Annotated in this window: 23 protein-coding genes; 6 read left to right on the plus strand and 17 right to left on the minus strand. The window is 59.5% G+C overall.

Annotation, left to right across the window (positions count from 1 at the left end):
- Positions 1-51 precede the first annotated feature (51 nt).
- Complete coding sequence (locus ACM6I6_RS00125; RefSeq protein WP_274075865.1) at positions 52-543, plus strand: GNAT family N-acetyltransferase; 492 nt, start codon at positions 52-54, stop codon at positions 541-543.
- Between the two features lie 152 nt (positions 544-695).
- Here ACM6I6_RS00125 and ACM6I6_RS00130 read toward each other — a convergent pair whose 3' ends face one another.
- The 4 genes from ACM6I6_RS00130 to ACM6I6_RS00145 form a co-directional block, all read right to left on the minus strand.
- Entirely contained in the window at positions 696-914 is a 219-nt protein-coding gene (locus ACM6I6_RS00130) for a hypothetical protein (RefSeq protein ID WP_323607867.1), read from the minus strand.
- 106 nt (positions 915-1,020) lie between these two features.
- Positions 1,021-3,261 carry a TonB-dependent siderophore receptor gene (locus ACM6I6_RS00135; protein ID WP_414919196.1) on the minus strand — a complete coding sequence of 747 codons (2,241 nt, stop codon included), beginning with the start codon at positions 3,259-3,261 and terminating at the stop codon, positions 1,021-1,023.
- Positions 3,262-3,496: 235 nt separating this feature from the next.
- Positions 3,497-5,230, minus strand: coding sequence for a phosphoethanolamine transferase CptA (locus ACM6I6_RS00140; RefSeq protein WP_406591540.1), 1,734 nt, complete (start codon positions 5,228-5,230; stop codon positions 3,497-3,499).
- 197 nt (positions 5,231-5,427) lie between these two features.
- Positions 5,428-5,604: a DUF6026 family protein gene (locus ACM6I6_RS00145; protein WP_274075861.1), complete on the minus strand. Its 177-nt coding sequence runs from the start codon at positions 5,602-5,604 to the stop codon at positions 5,428-5,430.
- Positions 5,605-5,876: 272 nt separating this feature from the next.
- Between ACM6I6_RS00145 and gnd the strand changes: the two genes are divergently transcribed.
- Both gnd and zwf read left to right on the plus strand, forming a co-directional pair.
- Positions 5,877-6,857: a phosphogluconate dehydrogenase (NAD(+)-dependent, decarboxylating) gene (gene gnd / locus ACM6I6_RS00150; RefSeq protein ID WP_323607871.1), complete on the plus strand. Its 981-nt coding sequence runs from the start codon at positions 5,877-5,879 to the stop codon at positions 6,855-6,857.
- Positions 6,854-8,377 (plus strand): glucose-6-phosphate dehydrogenase, encoded by a 1,524-nt coding sequence (gene zwf / locus ACM6I6_RS00155; RefSeq protein ID WP_406591539.1) that lies wholly within the window; start codon positions 6,854-6,856, stop codon positions 8,375-8,377. Before gnd ends, zwf begins: the two co-directional genes overlap by 4 nt.
- Positions 8,378-8,397: 20 nt before the next feature.
- Here the strand turns inward: zwf and nhaB are convergent, their stop codons facing one another.
- The 3 genes from nhaB to ACM6I6_RS00170 form a co-directional block, all read right to left on the minus strand.
- Positions 8,398-9,900, minus strand: coding sequence for a sodium/proton antiporter NhaB (gene nhaB, locus ACM6I6_RS00160; RefSeq protein WP_274075858.1), 1,503 nt, complete (start codon positions 9,898-9,900; stop codon positions 8,398-8,400).
- A gap of 78 nt (positions 9,901-9,978) precedes the next feature.
- Positions 9,979-11,268, minus strand: a complete 1,290-nt coding sequence (locus tag ACM6I6_RS00165) for a hypothetical protein (RefSeq protein WP_414919197.1) — start codon at positions 11,266-11,268, stop codon at positions 9,979-9,981.
- Positions 11,269-11,552: 284 nt separating this feature from the next.
- Positions 11,553-11,819, minus strand: a complete 267-nt coding sequence (locus ACM6I6_RS00170) for a hypothetical protein (RefSeq protein ID WP_414919198.1) — start codon at positions 11,817-11,819, stop codon at positions 11,553-11,555.
- Between the two features lie 347 nt (positions 11,820-12,166).
- Here ACM6I6_RS00170 and ACM6I6_RS00175 point away from each other — a divergent pair, with 347 nt between their 5' ends.
- Positions 12,167-13,492, plus strand: a complete 1,326-nt coding sequence (locus ACM6I6_RS00175; RefSeq protein ID WP_274075855.1) for a sigma-54 dependent transcriptional regulator — start codon at positions 12,167-12,169, stop codon at positions 13,490-13,492.
- Positions 13,493-13,621: 129 nt separating this feature from the next.
- Here ACM6I6_RS00175 and ACM6I6_RS00180 read toward each other — a convergent pair whose 3' ends face one another.
- From ACM6I6_RS00180 to pnuC, 8 genes are all read right to left on the minus strand, one after another.
- Positions 13,622-14,902: a hypothetical protein gene (locus ACM6I6_RS00180; protein WP_274075854.1), complete on the minus strand. Its 1,281-nt coding sequence runs from the start codon at positions 14,900-14,902 to the stop codon at positions 13,622-13,624.
- A 46-nt stretch (positions 14,903-14,948) separates the two neighbouring features.
- Complete coding sequence (locus tag ACM6I6_RS00185) at positions 14,949-15,695, minus strand: hypothetical protein (protein ID WP_274075853.1); 747 nt, start codon at positions 15,693-15,695, stop codon at positions 14,949-14,951.
- A 33-nt stretch (positions 15,696-15,728) separates the two neighbouring features.
- Complete coding sequence (locus ACM6I6_RS00190) at positions 15,729-16,409, minus strand: C39 family peptidase (RefSeq protein WP_274075852.1); 681 nt, start codon at positions 16,407-16,409, stop codon at positions 15,729-15,731.
- 62 nt (positions 16,410-16,471) lie between these two features.
- A complete protein-coding gene (locus tag ACM6I6_RS00195) occupies positions 16,472-18,040 on the minus strand; it encodes a heme utilization protein (RefSeq protein ID WP_323607877.1) in 1,569 nt (522 codons plus the stop codon).
- A gap of 51 nt (positions 18,041-18,091) precedes the next feature.
- Positions 18,092-18,664, minus strand: coding sequence for an adhesin (locus ACM6I6_RS00200; protein ID WP_274075850.1), 573 nt, complete (start codon positions 18,662-18,664; stop codon positions 18,092-18,094).
- 1 nt (position 18,665) lies between these two features.
- Positions 18,666-19,103 (minus strand): hypothetical protein, encoded by a 438-nt coding sequence (locus tag ACM6I6_RS00205; protein WP_323628379.1) that lies wholly within the window; start codon positions 19,101-19,103, stop codon positions 18,666-18,668.
- Between the two features lie 332 nt (positions 19,104-19,435).
- The gene (locus ACM6I6_RS00210) at positions 19,436-19,960 is read right to left on the minus strand and encodes an AAA family ATPase (protein WP_323628346.1); all 525 of its coding nucleotides are present in this window, start codon (positions 19,958-19,960) and stop codon (positions 19,436-19,438) included.
- Positions 19,957-20,520: a nicotinamide riboside transporter PnuC gene (gene pnuC, locus ACM6I6_RS00215; protein ID WP_414919199.1), complete on the minus strand. Its 564-nt coding sequence runs from the start codon at positions 20,518-20,520 to the stop codon at positions 19,957-19,959. Before pnuC ends, ACM6I6_RS00210 begins: the two co-directional genes overlap by 4 nt.
- Before the next feature lie 288 nt (positions 20,521-20,808).
- On the opposite strand from pnuC, the gene ACM6I6_RS00220 reads away from it, so the two are divergent.
- On the plus strand, positions 20,809-21,639 hold the full coding sequence (locus tag ACM6I6_RS00220; RefSeq protein WP_274075847.1) for an undecaprenyl-diphosphate phosphatase: 831 nt from the start codon (positions 20,809-20,811) through the stop codon (positions 21,637-21,639).
- A complete protein-coding gene (locus ACM6I6_RS00225) occupies positions 21,636-22,064 on the plus strand; it encodes a DUF1294 domain-containing protein (RefSeq protein ID WP_323607881.1) in 429 nt (142 codons plus the stop codon). Before ACM6I6_RS00220 ends, ACM6I6_RS00225 begins: the two co-directional genes overlap by 4 nt.
- On the opposite strand, the gene ACM6I6_RS00230 is transcribed toward ACM6I6_RS00225, so the two are convergent.
- The gene (locus ACM6I6_RS00230; RefSeq protein WP_274075845.1) at positions 22,065-22,424 is read right to left on the minus strand and encodes an MmcQ/YjbR family DNA-binding protein; all 360 of its coding nucleotides are present in this window, start codon (positions 22,422-22,424) and stop codon (positions 22,065-22,067) included.
- Positions 22,421-23,329, minus strand: coding sequence for a LysR substrate-binding domain-containing protein (locus tag ACM6I6_RS00235; RefSeq protein WP_414919200.1), 909 nt, complete (start codon positions 23,327-23,329; stop codon positions 22,421-22,423). The genes ACM6I6_RS00230 and ACM6I6_RS00235 overlap by 4 nt, the downstream gene beginning before the upstream one ends.
- Positions 23,330-23,389: the final 60 nt, after the last annotated feature.

Consider the following 23,389-nt stretch of genomic DNA (forward strand, 5'->3'; position numbering starts at 1 on the left):
CCAGGCCTTCCAGCGCGAACAACGTACTGGGGCAAGTCATCGAGGATGGAAATGGATTCCGCAGAAATTCTTGTGCTTCAAGCCAGCTACACCAATCCGGTGCATGCCGAGGCGATTGGCCTGGTGTTGAACAGTTACGCCGAAGATCCAATGGGCGGTGGTCACTCCCTGCCGGCCACTGTGCTGGAGCATCTGCCGGCTGAGTTGGCCAAGCGCCCCCATGCGTTCAGCGTGCTGGCCTTTGTCGGCGGCGAGCCGGCCGGGCTGGTCAATTGCTTCGAAGGGTTTTCGACCTTTGCCTGCCGGCCATTGGTCAACGTGCACGACGTGGCGGTGGTACCCAAGTTTCGCGGCCTGGGACTGAGCCAGCGGATGCTTGACAAAGTCGAGGACATTGCCCGTCAGCGCGGCTGCTGCAAGATCACCCTGGAGGTGCTGGAAGGCAATGCGGTGGCGCAGGCGTCCTACGGCAAGTTCGGCTTTGCCCCGGGCGAGTTCGATCCGGCGCATGGGCGCATGATGTTCTGGATCAAGCCGCTGTAATCCTGACTGTACCTGTACCTGTAGGAGCGAGCTTGCTCCGGGCGGCGTTCCGACGATGGGCTAAAGAGCGCCGCGTTTAGTCAGTAAACACGCGTTATCGTTAACGACCATCGCGAGCAAGCTTGCTCCTACAGAAATGCGGCAGTCAGAGGTTAATCTTTTGGCCGGTAGGACTCGGTCATTTGCGCGGTTTGATCGTCCGGTACCCGTAACTCTTTCGCCTGGTCTGGCGTGATGTTGCCCAACGCCACTTGCTGGTTGTAGTGCAGGGTTTCGTAGTAGTAGCGCATGCGTTCGGCCCCGCCTTCGGCAAAGGCGCTGGCGGAGCCCAAGGTCATCAGTACCGCGAGGATCAGGGTGGATCTTTTCATGGTGTGCCTCCCACTTACAGATGTCGGATGCCGTTCGTCCATGAGTCGATGAATCAAAGTCGAACGGTCATTATCCGCCGATTCCGTTAAATGGGAATTAATACCTCTAGAGCTTCCAGTCGAGGCTCAAGGTCACGGTGCGCGGGTCGCCCCAATACACACCGTTGTAGAAGCCGACGTTGTCGTAGTACTTCTTGTCGAACAGATTGTTGACGTTCAACGAGGCGGACAGGTGCCGGTCGAATTCGTAGCGCGACATCAGGTTGACCACGGTGTAGGCCTCCTGCTGAATGTCCGTGCGCTCGGTGATAAAGCTGCCATCGGCGCGGCGCCCGACCGGGCGACTGGCGCTGCGGTACACGTCGCTCTGCCAGTTCACCGCAGCCCCCACTGTCAGCGCCTGCCACTCGCCGGGCAGGTGCCAGGCCGTGGAAAATCGCAGCATGTTCAACGGCTGAACCGTGTTGATCCGTTGTTTTTCACCGTCGACCGAATGGGTGTAGGTGTACCCGGCGGTCATGTTCCAACCCGCCATGACTTCGCCTGACAGCTCGGCTTCGAAGCCTTGCACCTTGTTGCCTTTGCCGTTGGATGTGTAGAACTCCTCGCCGGTCACCGGATCCGGTGGCACCGAGTCGTCCAGTTCCGCGACGTTGTCCTGCTTGCTCCAGAACAGCGCGGTCGCCAGGTTCAGGCGCTCTTCCAGCAGGCTGCCCTTGAGGCCCAGTTCATAGTTGCTGCCCACCACCGGCTCGAGGTATTTACGACTGCTGTCGCGGTTGGTTTGCGGTTTGAAAATGTCGGTGTAGCTGACATAGGCGGTGTACTGCGGCGTGAGGTCGTACAGCAGTCCGGCGTAGGGCGTCCACATGTCGTTTTGTTGCTGGCTGCTGTGATCGACGCCGCTCAGTTGCAGGTTGGCGTCGTAGCTGTTGGTGGTGGTTGAGGTTTTCCAGCTGCCGTAGCGGCTGCCGAGGACGGCGTGCAGTTCATCGGTGAGGTTCAGGCGCGTGGCCAGGTAGCCGGCTTTCTGCCGGGTATAGTCTTTCGAGCCGGTCAGGCTGGTCACGGTGTCGGGGAATTTGCCGATGTTGCCCATGTATTTCCAGTCAGGGACATTTTCATAATCGGCGGCTCTTGGGCCATCCACCGTGTAAGGCGAATCCTCGCGGCGCTCGGCCTCGCCATAACCCACCATCATTTCGTGATCACGCCCCAACAGCGTGTAGGGGCCGGACAGGTTGAAGTCATAGGCCTTCATTTTTTGCGTGCCGATCATGTGGCTGACGTTGGCGATCATGCCGCTGCGGTCCGCCTCGGGGAAGCCGCCGCCGGCATAGTAGATCTTGCCGTCGGTGTCACTTTCGCGGTGGGTGTAGGCGGCCTTGAGCTGCCATCCGCCACCGAGTTGGTGATCGAGGTTGGCGAACGCGGTCTTGTCCTTGAGCGGCCACGAGCTCCAGGACGTCGCCATGTTGGTCGAGCGTCCCAGGTTGGCTTTGCTCCCGTCGGCATTCCAGTACGGCACCGTGCCCCAGGACGTGCCTTGCACGTGCTTGTTCTGATAGTCGTAACCCACTGCCAGCAGGGTGTCGTCGGTCAGGTCGGCCTCAAGCACCCCGTACCCGACTTCCCGTTGCTGCTGGTATTTGTCCCGGTAGGAATCGCTGTCGCGGTAGGCCACCACCCCACGACCGCGCAGTCGCCCGTCGAAGGCCAGCGGGCCGCCGACGTCCAGGTAGCTGTAGTAGTCGTCGTAGCTGCCGCCGCTGACACCGCTCTTGGCTTCCCACTGTGCGGTTGGCCGCTTGCGCACCATGTTGATGGTGGCCGAAGGATCGCCCGCGCCCGTGGTCAAGCCCGTTGCACCGCGTACCACTTCGATGCGGTCGTAGATGATGGTGTCGGAATCGGACTTCATGTAGCTGAAGGTATTCAACATGCCATCGACCTGGAAATTATTGATCGAGTAGCCGCGCGAGGAATAGCTGACCCGGTCCGAGTCGTTGTGCTGGACCACGATGCCGGTGGTCTGGCTCATGGCTTCGGACAGGCTGCCGAGTTTGAAATCATCCATTTGCTGGCGCGTGACCACGGAAACCGATTGCGGTGTTTCCTTGATCGACATAGGTAGCCGGGTGGCCGTGCTCATGGAACCTGTGGTGTACGAGTCGGTATTTTCGGTGGTGCTGCCCAGGCTCTGGGCGGTGACGTTGGTAGCACCGAGCATGAGGGTTGGCGCCAAAGGCGCTTTCTCGGTCTCGGTTTCAGCGAGCAGGTCCGGGCTCAGTGCGGCGCCGCACAGGCCAAGGGTAAAAGTCATGGAACGGGTGATAGGCGCGAACATCGCGGCCGACTCCTTGTCGTCGAGGGAAAAATCCGTTGATTCAAAGACGAAGGAGGAGGGAGGGATTTAGGGGTAAACGAGAATAATTATTATTATGAGATATTTCCTACAACACAAAACAACTGTGGGAGCGGGCTTGTTCGCGAAAGCGCAGTGTCATTCAACATTGATGTCGACTGACACTGCGCTTTCGCGAGCAAGCCCGCTCCCACAGGTTTGAACGGCGTTGAATGGGCTACTTTTGTACGACTTCAGGCGCTTTTGGCTTGATCAGGCTGAAGTCAATCAAAGGCCGCTGCTGACGCTCGTAAGGGTTGCCGATCAGCAAGGGCCGTGGCTTGAAGCTGTCGCTGACCACGCTCTTGCTGCGATCGAGTTCATCGAAGCTCAGGCCTGCCAGGTCTGCCCAGGTATGGATCAGGTGCGAACTGCTGTAGGGACGCCCCAGGTCAGCGGCAAAGTTCCAGTCGTGGTTTTCGCGCCATTTTGGCGAGGCCCACGCCATGAACGGGATGGTATACATCGGCGCCGTCGGTTTGCTCTCGTTGCGTCCCAGGGTGCCATGGCCGGGGGAGTCGAACACGTCTTCACCGTGGTCGGAGAGGTAGAACAGGAAGCCGTTCGGGTCCGACTTGGCGTAGTCCTTGATCAGGCTAGACACCACGAAGTCGTTGTACAGCACGGCGTTGTCATAGCTGTTGTACGTTGGCAGCTGATCGTCACGCACGCCGGCCGGAACGCCATTGCGGTCCTTGAACTTGTCGAAGGTCGAAGGGTAGCGGTACTGGTAGCTCATGTGCGTGCCGAGCAGATGCACCACGATCAATTTGCGCGGTGCCGCGTCGGCCAGGGCCTTGTTGAACGGCTCGATCACGTCGCCGTCGTACTGGGCGGCATTCTGGTTGCGGTTGTTGTTGAGGTACACCTGTTCGTCGGCCTGCTCGGAGAAGGTCGTGAGCATGGTGTTGCGCTTGGTCATGGTCTGCTGGTTGGTGATCCAGAACGTCTTGTAGCCGGCCTGTTTCATCATGGCGACCAACGACGGCGTGGACAGGTACAGCTCAGGGTTTTCTTCGTCGGCGAAGGTCAGCACCTGTTGCAACGCCTCGATGGTGTACGGGCGCGGCGTGATGACGTTATCGAAGACCGTCAGTTGATCCTTGAGCTTGTCCAGCTCCGGCGTGGTTTGCCGAGGGTAGCCGTACAGGCTCATGCGCTGACGGTTGGTCGACTCGCCGATCACCAGCACCAGGGTAGCGGGCTGGTTGGCCGTCGCATCCTTGAAGTTGTGCAGCGGCGCCACCTTGCTCGCGCTGTGCAACATGTTTTGCATGTTGGCCAGGGTGTCGAGGTAGCGGTGATAAGCCACTGCCATTTGCCATGGCACCGCTGGCTCGATGCGGGTTTCGAATTTCTCGAAGCCCTCGGCGAAGCTGCCGGTACGCAGGGTTTGTTTGACCAGGGGATAACCGACCACGGCAACCAGAATGGCGGTTGCTGCCACCAGTGCCTTGGTGCGCGGCAGGTACACCGGGCGCAGGCGTGTCCACAGGAAGTAGCCGACCGCGGTGTGCGCGAGGAAGGCCGGGACCATCCACCAGGCAAAATACTGGGTCATGTATTCGCCCGCTTCAGACACGTTCGATTCGAACATGATGAAGATGACGCTTTGCGAGAATTCCTGCTGATAGATGAAGAAGTAACCGAGGCTGGCCATCGAGCACGCCCACAGCACCACGCCGATGACCGCGGCCATCACTCGTGTCTGACGGGGGAACAACAGCATCGGCGCCAGCCAGATGGCACTCATCACGAACGCCTGGCGAAAGCCGGTGAAACCGGAGGTGCCGGTCAGCTGGATCAACAGTTGGGTGATGCCGGAAAAATACCAGAAGAACAGGAACAGCCAGAGAAGTCCTGCCCAATCGAAACCTTTCGCAGACGAATCGCTGCGTTTAAACCAAGTCATTCAACGCTCCAGCCAGTAATCACAGCACCACCCAGTCCCGCAGACGCCGAAAAGGGGCGGCCGCGCACAGTCCAGGCGGCGCACATTGCGCCGAAGTATCAATAGGCGGATGTGAAAATTTCGTGAGTTGCCGGAGGTAGAGGGAGATATGGCGTGTCGGAAGCAGTGCAATGCTGCTTCCGGGTCAGACCATGGGATCAGGCGTGAGGTGCCCGCTGGGGGAGGGGCAAGGGCTGTTGGCCCTGGACCAGCAAGCGCAATTGCGCCAGCTCCTGTTTCAACTGGTCGCGCTCGTCTTTCAACTGACGCAATTCCTCGCGACGGATAGTGACGTAAAGGGTTTGTGCTGGCAGTGCGTTGTGTACTGTGCCCATTGCTCACCTCGCAAATGGCTATCTCAACTGTAGGTCTGCCGCCAAAATCGGTGGCTGATCTACTATCGGCGCCAATTTTGATTTCTTTTGCCCCCGAAGGGAACTTTTTTATTTTTCATGGTCGTTGTGTCTTCGGCACGATTCCTGACGTTATCCATCAGGATCGGGCACAATGCCCGGAAACTTCATGCCAACGCTCTGGACTAACCTCATGAGTCGCGTTGGGCTATAACCTTTGACACACTTTTATTTGTAGTAGGGAGCATCAGCACATGCAACTCGGGATTATTGGACTGGGCCGCATGGGCGGCAATATTGCGCGGCGCCTGATGCTCAACGGACATACCACCGTTGTGTACGACCGCAATACCGCCTTCGTCGATAACTTGAGCAGCGATGGCGCCACCGGCGTCGCCGATTTGCCGGCCCTGGTCGCTGGCCTGGCCAAGCCACGAGCGGTGTGGGTCATGCTGCCGGCAGGCGCACCGACCGAAGACACCATCAACACCCTGAGCACCTTGCTCGAAGCCGGCGATACCATCATCGACGGCGGCAACACCTTCTATAAGGACGACATCCGCCGGGCGAAAACCCTCGCGGAAAAAGGCCTGCACTACATCGACGTCGGCACCTCAGGCGGCGTCTGGGGCCTGGAGCGCGGCTATTGCATGATGATCGGCGGCGATGCCGAGACCGTGACGCGTCTTGATCCGCTGTTCAAGACCCTGGCGCCGGGCATGGGTGACATTCCGCGCACCAAGGACCGCAAGTCCGATGACGATCGTGCCGAGCACGGCTACATCCACGCCGGTCCCGCCGGTGCCGGGCATTTCGTCAAGATGATCCACAACGGTATCGAGTACGGCATGATGCAGGCCTTTGCCGAAGGCTTCGACATCCTGAAAACCAAGTCCAGCGACATCCTGCCGCCAGACCAGCGTTTCGACCTAAACGTCGCCGATATTGCCGAAGTCTGGCGTCGTGGCAGCGTGGTGTCCTCGTGGCTGCTGGACCTGACCGCCGATGCCCTGGCCAGCGATTCGAAGCTCGACGGTTATTCCGGTTCCGTAGCGGACAGCGGCGAAGGTCAGTGGACCATCGAAGCCGCCATGGAACAGGCGGTACCGGTGCCCGTGCTGTCGAACTCGCTGTTCTCCCGCTACCGCTCGCGCGGCCAGGGCACCTTTGGTGACAAGATTCTTTCCGCCCAGCGCTTCGGCTTCGGTGGCCACAAGGAGACTGCGAAAAAATGACCCATGGGATCCGCAGGAAATCCAAGACTGAACCCGCGCCACCCACCACGCTGTTCCTGTTCGGCGCCCACGGTGATCTGGTCAAGCGCCTGCTGATGCCGGCGCTGTACAACCTCAAGCGCGACGGTTTACTCGGGGATGGCCTGCGGATCATCGGCGTTGACCACAACGCCATCAGCGATGAAGGCTTCGCAAAAAAACTCGAAGACTTCATCCGCAGCGAGGTGGCCGCCAAAGTCGGCAAGGGCGATCAGTCCCTTGACCCGGACGTGTGGGCCAAACTCGCCAAAGGCATCAGCTACGTCCAGGGCGACTTCCTGGACGACAGCACTTATCAAGCGCTGGCGGCGAAAATCGCCGACAGCGGCACAGGCAACGCGGTGTTCTACCTGGCCACCGCGCCACGCTTTTTCAGTGAAGTGGTGCGCCGTCTCGGCGCGTCCGGCTTGCTCGAAGAAAGCCCCGAGGCGTTTCGCAGGGTGGTGATCGAAAAACCCTTCGGTTCCGACCTGCAAACCGCCGAGGCCTTGAACGCCTGCCTGCTCAAGGTCATGACGGAAAAGCAGATCTATCGCATCGATCACTATCTGGGCAAGGAGACCGTGCAGAACATCCTGGTCAGCCGGTTCTCCAACAGCCTGTTCGAAGCGTTCTGGAACAACCATTACATCGACCACGTACAGATCACCGCGGCCGAAACCGTCGGCGTGGAAACCCGTGGCAGTTTTTACGAACACACCGGCGCCCTGCGGGACATGGTGCCCAATCACCTGTTCCAGTTGCTGGCAATGGTGGCCATGGAGCCACCGGCGGCCTTTGGTGCCGATGCGGTGCGCGGCGAGAAGGCCAAGGTGGTCGGCGCGATTCGTCCCTGGTCGGTGGAAGAGGCCCGGGCCAATTCGGTTCGCGGCCAATACACGGCTGGCGAAGTCGATGGCAAACCACTGCCTGGTTATCGCCAGGAAGACAAGGTGGCACCCGACAGCAACACCGAAACCTATGTCGCCCTCAAGGTCATGATCGACAACTGGCGCTGGGTCGGCGTGCCGTTCTACCTGCGCACCGGCAAGCGCATGAGCGTGCGCGACACCGAGATCGTCATCTGCTTCAAACCGGCACCTTATGCGCAGTTCCGTGATACCGAAGTCGATGAGCTGGCGCCGACCTATCTGCGAATCCAGATCCAGCCCAACGAAGGCATGTGGTTCGACCTGCTGGCCAAGCGGCCTGGCCAGGCCCTGAAGATGGACAACATCGAACTGGGGTTTGCCTACAAGGACTTCTTCGAAATGCAGCCGTCCACCGGTTATGAAACGCTGATCTACGACTGCCTGACCGGCGACCAGACGCTGTTCCAGCGCGCCGACAACATCGAGAACGGCTGGCGTGCCGTACAGCCTTTCCTCGATGCCTGGCAGCAGGATGCCAGCGTGCAGGGCTATGCCGCGGGTGAAAACGGCCCCGAGGCCGCCGAAGAACTGCTGGCCCGCGACGGACGCGTCTGGCACGGCCTTGGCTGAGTGACCCAGGGGGGGTGGGGTTACAGCCAGAAGCTCACGGCGTACCACCCCAGAATCCCCATCACTACTGTATAAGGCAACGCCATCCACACCATCCGCCCATACGACAGGCGAATCAGCGGCGCAATCGACGAGGTCAGCAGGAACAGGAACGCCGCCTGGCCATTGGGCGTCGCCACGCTGGGCAGGTTGGTGCCGGTGTTGATCGCGATCGCCAGGGTCTCGAAATGCTCGCGGCTCATGTGCCCGGAGAGGAAGGCCTGTTTCACTTCGGTGATGTAGATGGTCGCCACGAATACGTTGTCGCTGATGGCCGAGAGCAGGCCGTTGGCGATGTACAGCATGCCCGGTTGTTGCTCGGCGGGCAGGGCCAGGACCCACTGGATCAATGGCGTGAACAACTGCTGATCATGGATGACCGCCACCACGGCGAAAAACACCACCAACAGCGCCGTGAACGGCATGGCGTCCTTGAACGCGGTTCCCAGGCGGTGCTCATCGGTGATGCCGGTGAACGCGGTGATCAGCACGATTACCATCAGCCCGATCAGGCCCACTTCCGCCACGTGCAAGGCCAACCCGGCAATCAGGATCAGCGCGGCCACGGCTTGCACGATCAACGCTGCACGCTGGCGCGAGGTGCGCTCGGCATTGTCCTGGGCGGCGTAACTGGCCAGCACGGTGCGTACGTTGTCCGGCAGCAAGGTGCCGTAACCAAACCAGCGCAGTTTTTCCAGCAGGACGCAGGTGACCAGGCCTGCGACCAGCACCGGCAGGGAAACCGGGGCGACCTTCAGGAAAAATTCGGCGAAGTGCCAGCCCATCTCATGACCGATCAGCAGGTTCTGCGGTTCGCCGACCAGCGTACACACGCCACCCAGCGCCGTACCCACGGCACCGTGCATCAGCAGGCTGCGCAAAAATGCGCGGAACTGCTCGAGGTCGGCGTGATGCAGGGTGGGCAGGTGCTGATCATCGCTGAATTCGCTGTCCTGGCGCGGATCGCTACCCGAGGCGACGCGGTGGTACACCGAGTAAAACCCGACGGCGGCACTGATGATCACCGCGGTCACCGTCAGGGCATCGAGAAACGCCGACAGGAACGCCGACAAAAAGCAGAACATCAGCGCCAGCAGGGCTTTGCTGCGCACACCCAGCAACAGGCGCGAGAACAGGAACAGCAGCAGGTCTTTCATGAAGTAGATGCCCGCCACCATGAACATCAGCAGCAGGATCACCGGAAAGTTGTGCAGCAACTCGTCATAGAGCGCCTGGGGCGTGGTCATCTTCAGCAGTAGCGCTTCGACCAGCAGCAGGCCGCCGGGCATCAGCGGGTAGCACTTGAGGGCCATCGCCAGGGTGAAAATGAACTCCAGCACCAGCATCCAGCCCGCGACCACCGGGCCTGCGGTCCATAACACCAGGGCGTTGAGAATCAGGAAACCGACAATGCAGGCCTTGTACCAGCGCGGTGAGTTGCCGAGAAAATTGTGCGCGAACGCCTGGACCATCGAGCCGGACATCGGCTACTCCTTGTATTAAGAAGCGCGCAAGTTGCCGTAAGCCGGAAAGAAGATCAAGCGTAGGAAAAATCCATCGAATCAGACCAGGTAGCGTGCGACGATCGCCCGATAGTTGCCGTCCAGCGAATAGCCGCCGACGAGGACGTTACCGTCGTCCTGTACCGCGACGGAAGTGGCCGTATCGAGACTGCGGCCCAGACGGGTGCGCAGCCATCCACTGCCGTTGCCGAATTCGCTGTCGAGTTGCCCGCCTGGCAGGTATCGCCCCAATACGAAGTCGGCCTCGACGCCGCCAATGGTGGCGCCGGCGGTCACTACGCTGCCGTCCGGTTGCATTTGCGCGGCGGTCCACTGGCAGCCGTTGTGGCCGATCTCCAGCAAATGCGCCTGGCCGCCGTTGCAGTGATGATCCGGGCGACCATTGAGGTGCAGTTTCAGGGCCAGGCAGCGCATGGGGTCGCGGCTGCTGCCAAAACACTGGATGTCGCCATTGTCCTGCTGGACGATTTGACTGACCTGGGCACCTTGCCCGTTCGCCGTGAAGCTCATGTAGCCGTCCAGGGCGAAACTGCTGTCGAGGCTGCCATCGGGGTTGTAGCGGGCCACCAGGCCTTCCTGCGGAAAATTGATCGAGCCAGCCACCAGGATGCGACCGTCCCGTTGCACCGTCACGTTGCTGATCCAGGTATTCATCAGCAGGTGCCTGACCATGACAAAACCACGGCCATTGAAGCTGCTGTCCAGCGAGCCATTGGCGTCCAGCCGTATCAGCATGGCGGCATGATCGGCCAGTTCGAAGTGATGATTGGCCACCAGCAGTATTCGACCGTCCTCCTGCACGTCGACACTGCAGGCCTCGGCGCCCGGTACGCCCGGAGGCAGCCAGACATCGCGCATGCCCCGGGACAAATGGCCTGGCAAGCGCACCACGCAGCGGCCATTGTCGCCAAACCGTCGGAGGGGTTGACCCTGCGGGTCGAACAGTGCCAGTGCCGGAAGCGTGCGGTGCTCGCTTTCGTATTGCAGGCCAGCGATCAGGATGTTTCCATCGGGCAGCACCTGCACCTTGCCCGCCATGGCCTCGAAACCCGGTTCGAATTGGCCGATGACACTGCCTTGTCTGCCAAAGGCCAGGTCCGCCGAACCGTCCTTCAGCAAACGCGCCAGGCCAAAGCGGCTGCCGCCAGGCATTGTGACCTTTGCCGCCACCAGCAAACGACCCTGTGAGTCAATCGCGATGTCATTGGCCAGGCTTGAAGTACTGCCGAAGAAATACACCTGGGTGGTGCCTTTGGCAGCGAAGGTGGGGTCGAGCTTTCCGGCAGGCTGGACGGTTGCGGGGAAAGCCAGAACGGACTGGATTGACATGCACGCATCTCCTTGCGAGTCGTCCTGATCCAGAAGTTGGGGGTGGCGACTGTTAAGAGATTATTCAATCCCTGAATGATTGATTGCACAACTGTCAGAACTAACAGGCGGAGGGTCGTTGTGTGCCACAACACTGTCTTTTCGAACCAAAGCCAAGCCAGCAAAGAGTCCGAAGCACGCTGAAGTTCAAGTAAGAAAGCGTCTCGAGTGCACTTTGCATGCAAAGACCGCTAACTAACAACAGCGGGAAGGCGCGGATTACCCCGGAGTAATCCGCAATACAATTATTGTGGCATCGACCAGGATTGCAGCGTGTAGCCTTCTTCGCTCAATTCGGCGCGGGCCTGTTCCAGCAAGCATTCAAGCTGCGCCGGATCGCTGTAGGCGCTGCTCGGGATCTGTTTGCGCCCTATTTTGTTACTGGTGCGGTCAATAACGGTCAGGGTCAGTTCGCCATTCCCGTCCTGTGGGGCCCAGGCCACGCATTTGAACGGTTTAAATGCGCGATCGGCTATCAGCAGAGCTTCGTTGACACGGAGTGGGGCGTTCATAGGTCGTCTCTCTGTAGGCCCAATCAAGTCAATTGCCGTCGGTTGGGCTTATACCGTTCGGCTGGTTACTTGTACTGATGCGCGCAACCCGGGTTCAGGTCACACACAATCAGAAGAAATTTCAACTTTCTTGTATATCCCTGTAAATCGGGGCGCGTGTTGAAAGCTTAATGAAAGGAAACATTCGTCAGGTCACTGGAAAAACCCCGTTTCTTATAACGCTTTGCGCAGCAGGCCTATAGTCAATCGGTACAAGCGCCCGTCAAATTCTTGCTAACGTTACAGCCAGGTCCGCCAAATGACTGTTTTTAATAAAAAATCCTAAAATTTGGCGTCAAGGAAATCACATGAGCGAAGCGCCTGCGTTACGACGTCTATTAGTGGTAGATCCCTGCGACGACTGCCATCGCCTGTTACCTGGATTACGCTCCGTGGGTTGGGATGTTGACAGCTGCTCGCTGGACAACGCCGCCGATCGTAGCTGTGACGTGGGCTTGTTACGACTGCAGCCCTTTCACCTCGAGCACCCGGATACGGTCAAGGAGGTGATCAGCCGCAGCGGTACCGAGTGGATCGCCGTGCTCAACCAGGACGTTCTGCGGCTACAGAATGTCGGGGACTTCGTCTGCGAGTGGTTTTTCGATTTTCATACCTTGCCGTTCGATGTCTCCAGGGTCCAGGTGACGCTGGGTCGGGCCTTTGGCATGGCGCGCCTGCGCGGGCAGGGCACGGTGCACATCGATCAGCCCGAGCATGAACTGCTGGGAGACAGCAAACCCATCCGCGAACTGCGCAAGCTGTTGAGCAAGCTGGCGCCCACCGAGTCGCCGGTGTTGATTCGCGGTGAAAGCGGCACAGGCAAGGAACTGGTGGCCCGTACGCTGCATCGGCAATCCCTGCGCCACAGCAAACCCTTTGTCGCGATCAACTGCGGGGCGATTCCCGAGCACCTGATCCAGTCCGAACTGTTTGGCCATGAGAAGGGGGCCTTTACCGGCGCCCATCAACGCAAGGTCGGGCGGATCGAAGCGGCTCACGGCGGCACGCTGTTTCTCGACGAGATCGGCGATCTGCCCCTTGAGTTGCAGGCGAGCCTGTTGCGCTTCCTCCAGGAAAAACACATCGAACGGGTTGGCGGTAGCCAGCCGATCCCCGTGGATGTACGGGTGTTGGCGGCAACCCATGTCGATCTGGAGGCGGCGATCGAGAAGAAAGGCTTTCGCGAAGACCTGTATTACCGACTGAACGTCTTGCAAGTCGTGACTGCGCCCCTGCGTGAGCGCAATGGCGACCTGTCGATGCTGGCCAACCACTTTTCCCATTTCTACAGCCATGAAACCGGCCGCCGCCCGCGCAGCTTCAGTGAAGACGCCTTGATTGCCATGGGCAAACACGACTGGCCGGGCAATGTTCGCGAGCTGGCCAACCGGGTACGTCGCGGCCTGGTGCTGGCCGAAGGCAGGCAGATCGAAGCGCGAGACCTCGGGCTGATCAGCCACCACGCCATTGCCGCGCCAATGGGCACGCTGGAAGACTACAAGCACCGGGCAGAGCGCCAGGCCCTGTGTGATGTACTCAACCGTCATAGCGATAACCTGAGTATTGCCGCCAAGGTGCTGGGCATCTCCAGGCCGACCTTTTACCGCCTGCTCCATAAACATCAAATACGTTAAAAGATCGCAGCCTGCGGCACCTCCTACATGGGAATACGTTCACCTTGTAGGAGCTGCCGCAGGCTGCGATCTTTTGCTCTACAACAAAGCCCCGTTGCGATGGAAGTCGCAACGGGGCTTTGTTTTGGGTCAGAAGTAGTACGGGAATTTCAGGCTGAAGGAGAAGTCCGGCGAGTCGTCGGTCAGGCCAATGGCCAGGTTGGGCACGATCGTCAGGTTGTCGGAAGCTGCCAGGGTCATGCCGATGTTGAAGTTGGCCGAGTTGTAGTCGCTGTTGGAGATCGATTGCCAGTCGCCGCCGTCCGGCTTGATCTTGCTCTTGCGGGCAAACTGGTCGGTGAAGGAGAACGACATACTCATCTTCTCGTTCAGGGCAAACGCAATACCGGCGCCAACTTGCCAGGAATCGCCCAGTTTCACGTCCCCGGGCACCTTGGTGTTGACCGTAGGGCTGATGTCGCTGAAAGAGTCCTCCATGTTGTAGGTGTAGGCCAGGCTGCCGAACAGCACGGCCGGGTCGAAGGTCTTGACCAGCGAGATACCCGGGGTGATCGCCCAGACACCGTTGCCGGTCGGCAGGTCCTCGGGGACCGCGAGGTTATCGTTGCCAGGCACCTCGACCAGCTTGATGCCGTAAGGGTCATCCCCGGTCGGCGCCTTGACGCGCAGGGTAACCACCGCGTCGGGCAGGTTGGCCGACTCATCGAGGAACTTGTAGGCAACGCCAACGTTGATATCGCCGATGTTCGGGTCGCGGGTAACGGTTTCGTCTGAAACCCCGTTGGCTGCGCCACCGGCGCCACCGGATGAATACGTGGATTCGCGATAGATCACGGGGACGTTAATGTCGAACTGCCAGCGTTGCGCCACGTTATAACGGGCGGTCAGGTCCAGGGTCCAGTTATCCGACTTGATACGGTCGAGGTTGATGTTGCCAAGGAAAATCGAGTCCAGTGCCAGGAAGCCGTTGAGCGTCAACGCACGGGTATCGTAGTGGGTGTAGGTCAGGCCGGTTTCCACGCTGAACTTGCCGCCGCCGAAGAACCCGCTGGCTTCGTCGTACAGGTTGGACACGCTCTGTGCTGGTTCCGAGTCATCCTTGAGCGACTGCCCGTAGGAACTGCCGGTGGTTCCAGGCGCGCCGGCAGCCACCGTCTGGCCACTATTGGGCGATTCGGCGGGGGATTTGGTCAGGCGTTTGGGAGCAGGTGTGGCCGGTGCTTCTTCGACTTGGCGAACGCGCTGTTCGAGGACCATCAGCGCGTTCTGTTGTGCTTCGTACCGCTGTTTCAGCTCCATGAGTTCTTGTTTTAGTGCTTCGACCTGGGGATCCGGTGCTGCGTAAAGCAATGAAGCCGGGGCCAGGCTACTCAAACAGACAATAGCTCTGAACGTTAACATTCGGTGCATGGGTTAGCCGTCCCTTCTGACTACATTTGATGAGACTGAGCGTAGATCAGAATCCTTGAGTGCGAAGACCTTTAAGCTGGTCGAGATTCCCGTTCAGAGAGCCGGCTGTTGCCACGTTGTCACGCAGCACGACATTGAGGGACGTGAGGTTCCTCACCTGGTTGCTGCTGCCGAGCAAAGTGGTGTTCTGCATCAAGCCACCCTGGGCCAGGCGTTGTACGGTACTGCCCTGGTTGTTGTTGGCCACGATGTTCATTTGCACACCCGTACCGCTCGAGGAAACGCTGAGCGAGCCCGCCCCATTGGAACCTACCAGCGTCGAGCCCGCGGCCAGGGCCTGGCCTTGCGGTTGCATGGCTGGCGCCTGGTTGGCCTTGGAGACGTTGATATCAACGTTGTTATAGGCACTGTTGTTGTCGCCGGCAGCCCGCACGACCTGGGTGACGCCCTCGGTGCTGTTGAGGCCGGCGCCGCCCGTGACGGTGCCGGTGCCGGCGCTTTGGGTATGCGCCGAGCCATAGCCTTTTTCGTCGATCATCGTCACGTAGAACTGTGGCTTGATGGTCGATTGCTGAATTTGCATCGAGGACGTCGCGCCGATCACCTCACCGTTGGCATTTTGCCAGGTGCTGCTCATGGCGATGCCGAAACTGATGATCCGCCCCGGCATGACATAACGACCGCGCAGGCTTGCCAGTTCCTGGTCATTCAGTTCAATGGGTTTCAACAGTTCCGCATGGGTCGGCAGGCTGGCGGCCAGGCAAACCACGGCCAGCCAGATTGGAGTCTTCATTGGATACTCCCGGAGCATCGTGCTCCATTGTTATTAGAAGAAGTCGCTTTGGATAAATCCGAAATCCATTAACTCAGCGTCCTGCACCGGGCTGAAGGCGTTGACGCGGTTCTTGGCGGTCAGAGGCAGCGGCGGGTCGAGCAACGCATTGGTTTTGTCGTAGCCCTGGCCGATGACGGCAAAGATGATGCCGTTCCAGCCTTTGGTGAACTCGTCGACTTTGTAGCGTTTATGACCGAGTACCGGATCGCCGATGTAGACCCAGCCTTTATGGACTCTTTGCATGACCACAAAATGTTTGTAGCCACGGACATCCATCAGTACCACCACCGGGATCTTGATCTCGTTCAGGGTTTCCGTCGCTACCCGATAGCCACGGGCCCGCATGCCGAGACTTTCCACGTAGCGCTTCATGTCGAGCATGGAAAAGCCCTGGACGCGGACAAGGTCCTGATCGGAGTGTGACAGCATGCCTTCGATGATCTGTTCTTCGTCCACGTCAAGCCAATAGGCCTGGCGCAAGATGGTCGCCAGCGCCGCGGCGCCGCAACTGAAGTCGGTTTTCTGTTGCACCAGGTCGGAAAATTTGCGTTCGCGTACGCTCTGGATCGGTTTGTACACCAACCCGCCACCCGGTAGTACGGACAGCGGCAGTTGTGCAGCCTCGACCACACTGGCCACGCAAAGCAAAATTGCCAAGGCGATAATACGCATGGTGGGGACGCCTTCTGGTTGGGTTGAAAAAGGCCCCCGGAAGGGGGCCTCCACAGACAGCATTAGAACGATTGGTTGGAGATGGCCAGCGAGTTGCTTTGTTGGTTGCCCACACCAGCAGCCACGTTGACACCCAGGTTGCCGCTGCCACCGTTCACCGAACCGCTCAGGGTTGCAGTGTTGGTCACAGGGTTGGCCCAGCCAGTTGGAGTCAGCACTTGATAAGAGTAGGTGTTGCTCAAATCATAAGAGCTGCTTTCACTGTAGCTTTTCGCTTTGTCGTACGCAGATTCGGCCGACTTGCTGCCCGATTTATCGTACGAGGACGCGGTCGATTTCTCGAACGAAGCATCGAACGCTTTCTCGAACGACGATTCGCGAGACTTGTCGTACGAAGACTCGGCCGAACGGTCGTACGAGGAGTCGCGCGAACGGTCGTACGAGGAGTCGCGGGTACGGTCGAACGAGGAATCGCGTGAACGGTCGAACGAGGAGTCGCGCGAACGGTCGTACGATCTGTCTACCGCTACGTCAAGGGTTGCATCAAGCGAAGCGTTGACCGATGCATCGGAACTGCTGCTGCGGGTGCGATCGCCAAAACCGAAGTTGACGGTAGTGGAGTTGGAAGACGCAGCTTCAGCGTCCAGCGTAGCGCCCAGGGAAGCAGTCAGAGAAGCGCTCGAAGAACCGCTGGCAGTGCTGCTGTTGGAACCGCTGGCAGTGCTGCTGTTGGTACCGCTGGCAGAGCTGCTGTTGGAACCGCTGGCAGAGCTGCTGTTGGAACCGCTGGCAGCGCTGCTGTTGGAACCGCTCGCAGCGCTGGCGGTAGAACCGCTCAGATCAATGCTAAGCGAACCGCTGGCATCAGAGCTTTTGGATCCGGCCGCCGCCCAGCTCGAAGAACTGCTTTGACTGCCGCTGGCTTCGAACGACTTGTCAAACGAGGCACTACCAGACCGCGTATTGGTAACGGTGATCGTATCAACACGGTAGGTCCGATCGGCAGTGTTGTTCACTGTCAGGCCAGGACCGCTTTGGTTGGCGGAGGCGGTGGCTCTTGCGCTACCCAGTGGAGCATTGGTATTGGCAATTGCCATGGTGTTTTTCTGTTGGTTCAGATCGCCACCAGCAATGTTGACACCCACGTTACCGCTGCTGCCGTCGGCGGATCCACTCATCACGGCAGAGTTGGTCACGCCAAAGTTGCTGACGCGGTTATTGTTGCTGATTTGCGTGACGTTCGCGGTGGCAGTGGCCGTGCCGAACACGAAGCTGTTATCGATCGCGGCGTTGTCGGAGGCTGCGTTGGCGATGGCGGCGGCGTTGTCTTGCTGGTTGCCGGAACCTGCCGCCACGTTGACGCCGACGTTACCGCTCGCACCTGCGGCCGAACTGCTCATCTCGGCCGAGTTTTCTACCCCTTCATTCCAGATGCGGTTGCCGGTGCTGCTCTGTCTGTCCGTCGCATTGGCAGTCGCGCTGATGGGGACCATCCTTGCAGGAGGGGTTTGTTGTTGGCCACCATTGTTATGGTGGTTGCCACGCCTATCGTTTTGCCCAGCTTGTACAGCAACAGCCATGACCGCAGCAATTGCGAAAACCAGAGGCTTTAATGCCATCGAAGGTTTCATGGTGATTCTCCGTACTTATTTTAGGTTAAGTGTTGTTGTTACCTATTTGGGTCAATCCACGACCCGTACGCTCAGGGTGTTGGCCATTCGGTTTCCCACCCCGGCGCTCTGATTCAACTGAATCACCCCACGGCTACCGGTGAATGCCTGGTCACTGGTAGTGACCTGGCGATAGCCGGGTGCAGAGTCAGTTGGATCGGAGTTGTAGAGCAGCGTCACGTTCTGTTGCATGAGGACGCTGTCGTCGATACTTTGCGGCTGCTCACTGGTGCTTATGCGCAGCGCATTGGCTTGCTGGTTGCTGGCGCCCGCGCTCTGGTTGACGCCCAATGCGCCATTGCCATGGCTGAAGGAGTCGCCTTGAATACTGGCGTGGGCATCGATCCTGGGATCGACAATGGTGCGCAACCGTTGGCGAATATCCGTGGTCGCGCTGGCGTCACGGCCAATGGCGAAGGCCCTGGCGTTCGCCTGTTGCTGCAAGTCGCCGGCTGCCTGGTTGACCCCGACGTTGCCCTGGTACTGCGCGCCCGAATTGTCGATGGTGGCGTTATCAATGACGGGGGATTGGGCGAAGGTCGATGCACTGCAAAACATGGCGATCATCAGCAGCGTACGATTCATCTTAACGGTCTCCCGTTATGATTCTGAGGGCACCCAGGCCCTGCTGGACGTTGGAGTTGACCATGTTGGCAATGCCGCTGCCGGAGTTGCCCGAGCGCCCGGCGGGAAGGTTTGAAAGCTGGTTCTGGGTGCTGATGTTGCCGCCCAGGTTGTTGGTGTTTTGCGTGACCAGGCGGGATATGCCTGCACCACTGGCGACGCCGGCAAAGTCCCCGTCGCTCAACTCGTTGGTTTGAGCGAGGACCTGTTTGGACGGGTTGGCGTTGACAGTCGTGGGGTTGGGATCGGGAACGAGCGGCGGGATCGTTGCGTTGCGTACCTGGACATCGCGTTTGATGATGATGATGCCGTTGTCCGCCTGGACAGGCAGGCAAGCCATTGAACTCAGAGCGCATCCGACCAGCAGGAGACTATGGATGTTGTTATGAAATTTCCCCACGGCGGCAATTCCTTCTGTAAGTGGAACGCTGGCCCTTATCAGCGTTGCGAAGGAAGAGAGCAGAAGCTGTGCCGGTTTTTGCTTTTCTATTGAAAACAGTGGCTTGGCTTTAACTGTTGAGGTGGAGAAAAACACTTTGTAACGCCCCTGAGACAGAAGCACGCAAAAGTGCCGTCCTTGCTGGCGGCATTGCTCGCTGAGGGCGTTTAAGGCAGGTTGTATCAGTGGCTTAACATTTTCTGGTGAAAATGCTCGAATCGCTCTAGCTCGCGGGTTTTCGCTGGGGAGGGTGTTTCAGGAATGGACATTTCCGGCAGGGCGTGGCCGTCTTGTCAGGCCTTGAGCAAGCGCGTTACAGCCTCGAATGCCGCGTCCTTGCGCTGTTGCCAGTCACCTTGGACTATCTGGTAAGGCTGGCGATGCAGGTCAAGCCACTGGCGGCTGGCCTGGAAAAACGCCTGGCGTTCTGCCAGCTGCGGTTGGCAACGCTGTCCGTCGTCGTGCCAGGCCACGGTTTCCGGGCTCAGCAGCAGATGCAGGTCGTAGTGCCGTACCTGCAATGCCTGCTCGATCCACACCGGGCAAGCGCCAAACAAGGTGCGGCTCCAAAGGATGTTGCTCAACAGATGCGTATCGAGAATCAACAGGGACGGCTGTTGGGCCCGTGCTTGATCTTCCCAAGACAGCTGGCCAAGTGCTATTGGTGTGATGTCTTCGTAGCAGGTTACTCGGGCTTCCTTTTCGATGAAATGCCGAACGTACTCGCCGACCAGTATGCCGCCGAAATTGGCGTGAATCTCGTTTGATAGCCAACTTTTGCCGCTCGATTCAGGTCCTGCCAAAACCAACACCTTCATGGGCACAATACCGGATCGCGGCGCCATGTGCGCCAGCCTTGAATGGCCAGCAGGGTGAACAGGCCATACAGGGCAGCCGTCAGGTACATCCCCTTATAAAGGAACAGGCCGACGAACACACAGTCCAGGACGATCCACAGCGGCCAGCACTGCAGGCGTTTTTGCGCCATCCACCATTGAGCCACCAGGCTGAAGGCCGTGAGGGCAGCATCGAGCCAGGGTTGCGCGGCATCGGTCCAGTGCGCCATGGCGGCGCCCAGCAACAGACTGCCCAGCGCGCCCAGGGCCAGCCCCGACGCCACCGCAGGTGCGTCCAGTCGGCTGACTTCGCGCCCGTGATGGGCCTGGCCCGCGCGGGTCCACTGCCACCAACCGTAAACTTGCAGCCCGGCATAGATCACTTGCAGCAGCATGTCGGAATACAGCTTGACCTCGTAAAAGATCCAGCTGTAGATCAGCACCATGACCAGGCCGATCGGCCAGCACCAGGGATTCTGTTTGACCGTCAACCAGACGGCAATGACGCCGAGGGTGGCGGCAAACAGTTCAAGCCCGGACATGCAGGTTCCTTGGAGAAATCGAAGAGGGGCGCGATTGTAACCGGATTATGGCCGAGAGGCTTGTAGCAGCGGGTGCCTTCGATGCCGACTGCACGGCAGCGTAAAGCGCACTTGTCTGCTAGGATTTCGTCCCGCACGCAAAAACCTGAAATCAAACTGATTTTTCACGAAACTCGCGACGTTTTTTGCGTAGGCTTGTGCGCGCGGGACTCAACGACGCTGATGACAGTAAACGGCTTTGAATAAATTAACGGGGCATGCGTCGACGCATGGCCTTTTGGGGGATTGATGGATCTTTGGACGGCCTTTCAGGCTTTGATTCTTGGCGTTGTAGAAGGGCTGACGGAGTTCTTGCCCATTTCCAGTACCGGGCACCAGATTATTGTCGCCGACTTGCTCGACTTCGGTGGCGAGCGGGCCATGGCGTTCAACATTATTATCCAGCTCGGCGCCATCCTGGCGGTGGTGTGGGAGTTTCGCCGCAAGATCTTCGACGTGGTCGTCGGCCTGCCGACGCAGCCAAGTGCCCGGCGCTTTACCGCCAACCTGCTGATTGCGTTCCTGCCGGCGGTGGTACTGGGGGTCATTTTCGCCGACCTGATTCACCACTACCTGTTCAACCCGATCACGGTGGCCACGGCCTTGGTGGTGGGCGGGGTCATCATGTTGTGGGCCGAAAAGCGTCAGCACGAAGTGCATGCCGAAAGCGTCGATGACATGACCTGGAAAGACGCCCTGAAAGTCGGCCTGGCCCAGTGCCTGGCGATGATTCCGGGTACCTCGCGCTCCGGCTCGACGATCATCGGCGGCCTGTTGTTCGGCCTGTCGCGCAAGACCGCTACCGAGTTTTCCTTCTTCCTGGCCATGCCGACCATGGTCGGCGCGGCGGTGTACTCGGGCTACAAGTACCGCGACCTGTTCGTGCCGTCTGACTTCCCGGTGTTTGCGGTCGGCTTCGTCACTGCGTTCATTTTCGCGATGATTGCGGTCAGGGGCTTGCTCAAGTTCATCGCCAGCCACAGCTATGCGGCGTTTGCCTGGTACCGCATTGCATTCGGCTTGCTGATCCTGGCGACCTGGCAGTTCGGTTGGGTCGACTGGACCGCCGCCAAGCCATGAACGATACCCGCGCGCGCAACGACGCAGGACGCCAATCCGGGGCAGGCATCCGCCATCTGCGCCTGAAACTGCTGGTGTTGGCGATGTTGTGCGCGCTGCCGCTGTTCGGTTCGATGTCGTTATGGCTGCAGGGGGTTTCGCTGATTCCCATGGCGGCCTACGGCATCGTCAGCGGGCTGGCGTTCCTGCTGTACTGGAGCGACAAGCGCAAGGCGCGCGCCGATCAAAGGCGTATCCCGGAAAACGTCCTGCATGCGCTGGAGTTCGCTGGCGGCTGGCCGGGCGCCTTGCTCGCGCAGCAAGTGTTTCGACACAAGACGCGCAAGCTGTCCTTTCAAGGGGTGTTCTGGATCATCGTGCTGCTGCACCAGGTGTTCTGGATCGACCGGCTGTTCCTCGGCGCGCAGCTGTTCTCACTGTTCTGATCAGAGCAACAGCCCGACCTGGGTGCGCTTGGGCAACTTACTGACGACAAGCTGATGGGAGCGCCGTAGCAAGCCTTGCAGTTCCTCGGCGCCGAGCGGGTAGGGCGTGGCCATGATGATCCATTGGGCCCGCGCAAGATAGGGCGCCGGGTGAATGCCCGGGCGGTCGCAATGACCGAGAAACAGGTCCTTGTCGACCTTGAACGCCAGGGAGTCGCCGCGCAGGTTCTGCAAGGCGAACATCTTGGTACCGGCAATCGAAAACACCCGCACGCCACCCCATTTGTAGTCTTCCCGCGCACCCGGCAATGCCAGGCAGAAAGCCGCCACGTCGGCCTCGTTCATGCGTCCTGCCTTCATATCAAACGGTCCCCACAGGCATTGAAGGTTTCGATCAGATGGTCGAGCCAGGCACGCACGGCCGGCATCACCCCGCGTCGGTGAGGGTAGACCGCCTGCAACCAGCCCCCGGGCAACGACCACTCGGGCAGTAACTGTACCAGTGAGCCATTGGCCAGTTCCTGCTCGCAATACATCATAGGCAACGTGGTGAACCCCTGGCCGGCGAGGGTGCAGGTCTTGCGCACGATGAAGTCGTCAATGCCCAATCGCGCTTCAAGGGCCAGCTCGTGTTTTTTGCCCTGGCGATCGACCAGGCCAATGTGCACCAGGCGATCGGGCTCGAGGGCGCCGAGCACCGGCAGGTTCTTCAGGTCATCGGGGTGAGTGATGTCCAGTCCCTGGAGAAACGCGGGGCTGGCGACCATCAGCATCTGCGCCTGACGCAGGCGGCGGGTGACCAGCAGCGGATCTTCATCACCCGGCTCGCGTACGCGCAACGCGACGTCCACGCCTTCGGTCACCAGGTCGACGCGCCGATTGACCAGCATCACCTCCAGCTGTACCTGGGGATATTTCTCCAGGAAGTTGCTGATCACCCTCGGGAGCATTTCATGGGCCAGGCCGACCGGGGACGATACCCGCAAGCGCCCGCGTGGCTCGCTGGACATGCTGGCCACGGCTTCGTCAGCCATTTCCGCTTCCAGCAGCATTGCCTGGCAGTGGCGCAGATAACGTTCGCCGACGGCGGTGAGTTTCAGCTGGCGGGTGGTGCGTTGCAGTAGCCGCGCACCCAGGCGCTCCTCAAGTTCAGCAATGCGCCGTGACAGTCGCGACTTGGGAATCCCCAGCAAACGCCCGGCGGCCGCGAAGCCACCGGCCTCCACGACTTTGGCGAAGTAATAGAGGTCGTTCAGGTCTTGCATGGCACTTTCTCGATCGTTCTATCAGTGGGACAAACTATCGCATTGTTGCAGTCTAATCAG

Origin of the sequence: Pseudomonas sp. IT-P218 (genome assembly GCF_949767605.1) — a bacterium.
GTDB lineage: Bacteria > Pseudomonadota > Gammaproteobacteria > Pseudomonadales > Pseudomonadaceae > Aquipseudomonas > Aquipseudomonas putida_AE.

Coding starts and splice junctions, on each gene's coding strand:
- ACM6I6_RS00225 (WP_323607881.1), top strand. CDS start 21,636: ATGAACGATACCCGCGCGCGCAACGACGCAGGACGCCAATCCGGGGCA.
- ACM6I6_RS00180 (WP_274075854.1), bottom strand. CDS start 14,902: ATGCACCGAATGTTAACGTTCAGAGCTATTGTCTGTTTGAGTAGCCTG.
- ACM6I6_RS00220 (WP_274075847.1), top strand. CDS start 20,809: ATGGATCTTTGGACGGCCTTTCAGGCTTTGATTCTTGGCGTTGTAGAA.
- ACM6I6_RS00170 (WP_414919198.1), bottom strand. CDS start 11,819: ATGAACGCCCCACTCCGTGTCAACGAAGCTCTGCTGATAGCCGATCGC.
- ACM6I6_RS00190 (WP_274075852.1), bottom strand. CDS start 16,409: ATGCGTATTATCGCCTTGGCAATTTTGCTTTGCGTGGCCAGTGTGGTC.
- ACM6I6_RS00210 (WP_323628346.1), bottom strand. CDS start 19,960: ATGAAGGTGTTGGTTTTGGCAGGACCTGAATCGAGCGGCAAAAGTTGG.
- ACM6I6_RS00195 (WP_323607877.1), bottom strand. CDS start 18,040: ATGAAACCTTCGATGGCATTAAAGCCTCTGGTTTTCGCAATTGCTGCG.
- ACM6I6_RS00230 (WP_274075845.1), bottom strand. CDS start 22,424: ATGAAGGCAGGACGCATGAACGAGGCCGACGTGGCGGCTTTCTGCCTG.
- ACM6I6_RS00165 (WP_414919197.1), bottom strand. CDS start 11,268: ATGTCAATCCAGTCCGTTCTGGCTTTCCCCGCAACCGTCCAGCCTGCC.
- ACM6I6_RS00125 (WP_274075865.1), top strand. CDS start 52: ATGGATTCCGCAGAAATTCTTGTGCTTCAAGCCAGCTACACCAATCCG.
- ACM6I6_RS00175 (WP_274075855.1), top strand. CDS start 12,167: ATGAGCGAAGCGCCTGCGTTACGACGTCTATTAGTGGTAGATCCCTGC.
- pnuC (WP_414919199.1), bottom strand. CDS start 20,520: ATGTCCGGGCTTGAACTGTTTGCCGCCACCCTCGGCGTCATTGCCGTC.
- ACM6I6_RS00140 (WP_406591540.1), bottom strand. CDS start 5,230: ATGACTTGGTTTAAACGCAGCGATTCGTCTGCGAAAGGTTTCGATTGG.
- ACM6I6_RS00235 (WP_414919200.1), bottom strand. CDS start 23,329: ATGCAAGACCTGAACGACCTCTATTACTTCGCCAAAGTCGTGGAGGCC.
- ACM6I6_RS00135 (WP_414919196.1), bottom strand. CDS start 3,261: ATGTTCGCGCCTATCACCCGTTCCATGACTTTTACCCTTGGCCTGTGC.
- gnd (WP_323607871.1), top strand. CDS start 5,877: ATGCAACTCGGGATTATTGGACTGGGCCGCATGGGCGGCAATATTGCG.
- ACM6I6_RS00200 (WP_274075850.1), bottom strand. CDS start 18,664: ATGAATCGTACGCTGCTGATGATCGCCATGTTTTGCAGTGCATCGACC.
- ACM6I6_RS00145 (WP_274075861.1), bottom strand. CDS start 5,604: ATGGGCACAGTACACAACGCACTGCCAGCACAAACCCTTTACGTCACT.
- zwf (WP_406591539.1), top strand. CDS start 6,854: ATGACCCATGGGATCCGCAGGAAATCCAAGACTGAACCCGCGCCACCC.
- ACM6I6_RS00130 (WP_323607867.1), bottom strand. CDS start 914: ATGAAAAGATCCACCCTGATCCTCGCGGTACTGATGACCTTGGGCTCC.
- ACM6I6_RS00185 (WP_274075853.1), bottom strand. CDS start 15,695: ATGAAGACTCCAATCTGGCTGGCCGTGGTTTGCCTGGCCGCCAGCCTG.
- nhaB (WP_274075858.1), bottom strand. CDS start 9,900: ATGTCCGGCTCGATGGTCCAGGCGTTCGCGCACAATTTTCTCGGCAAC.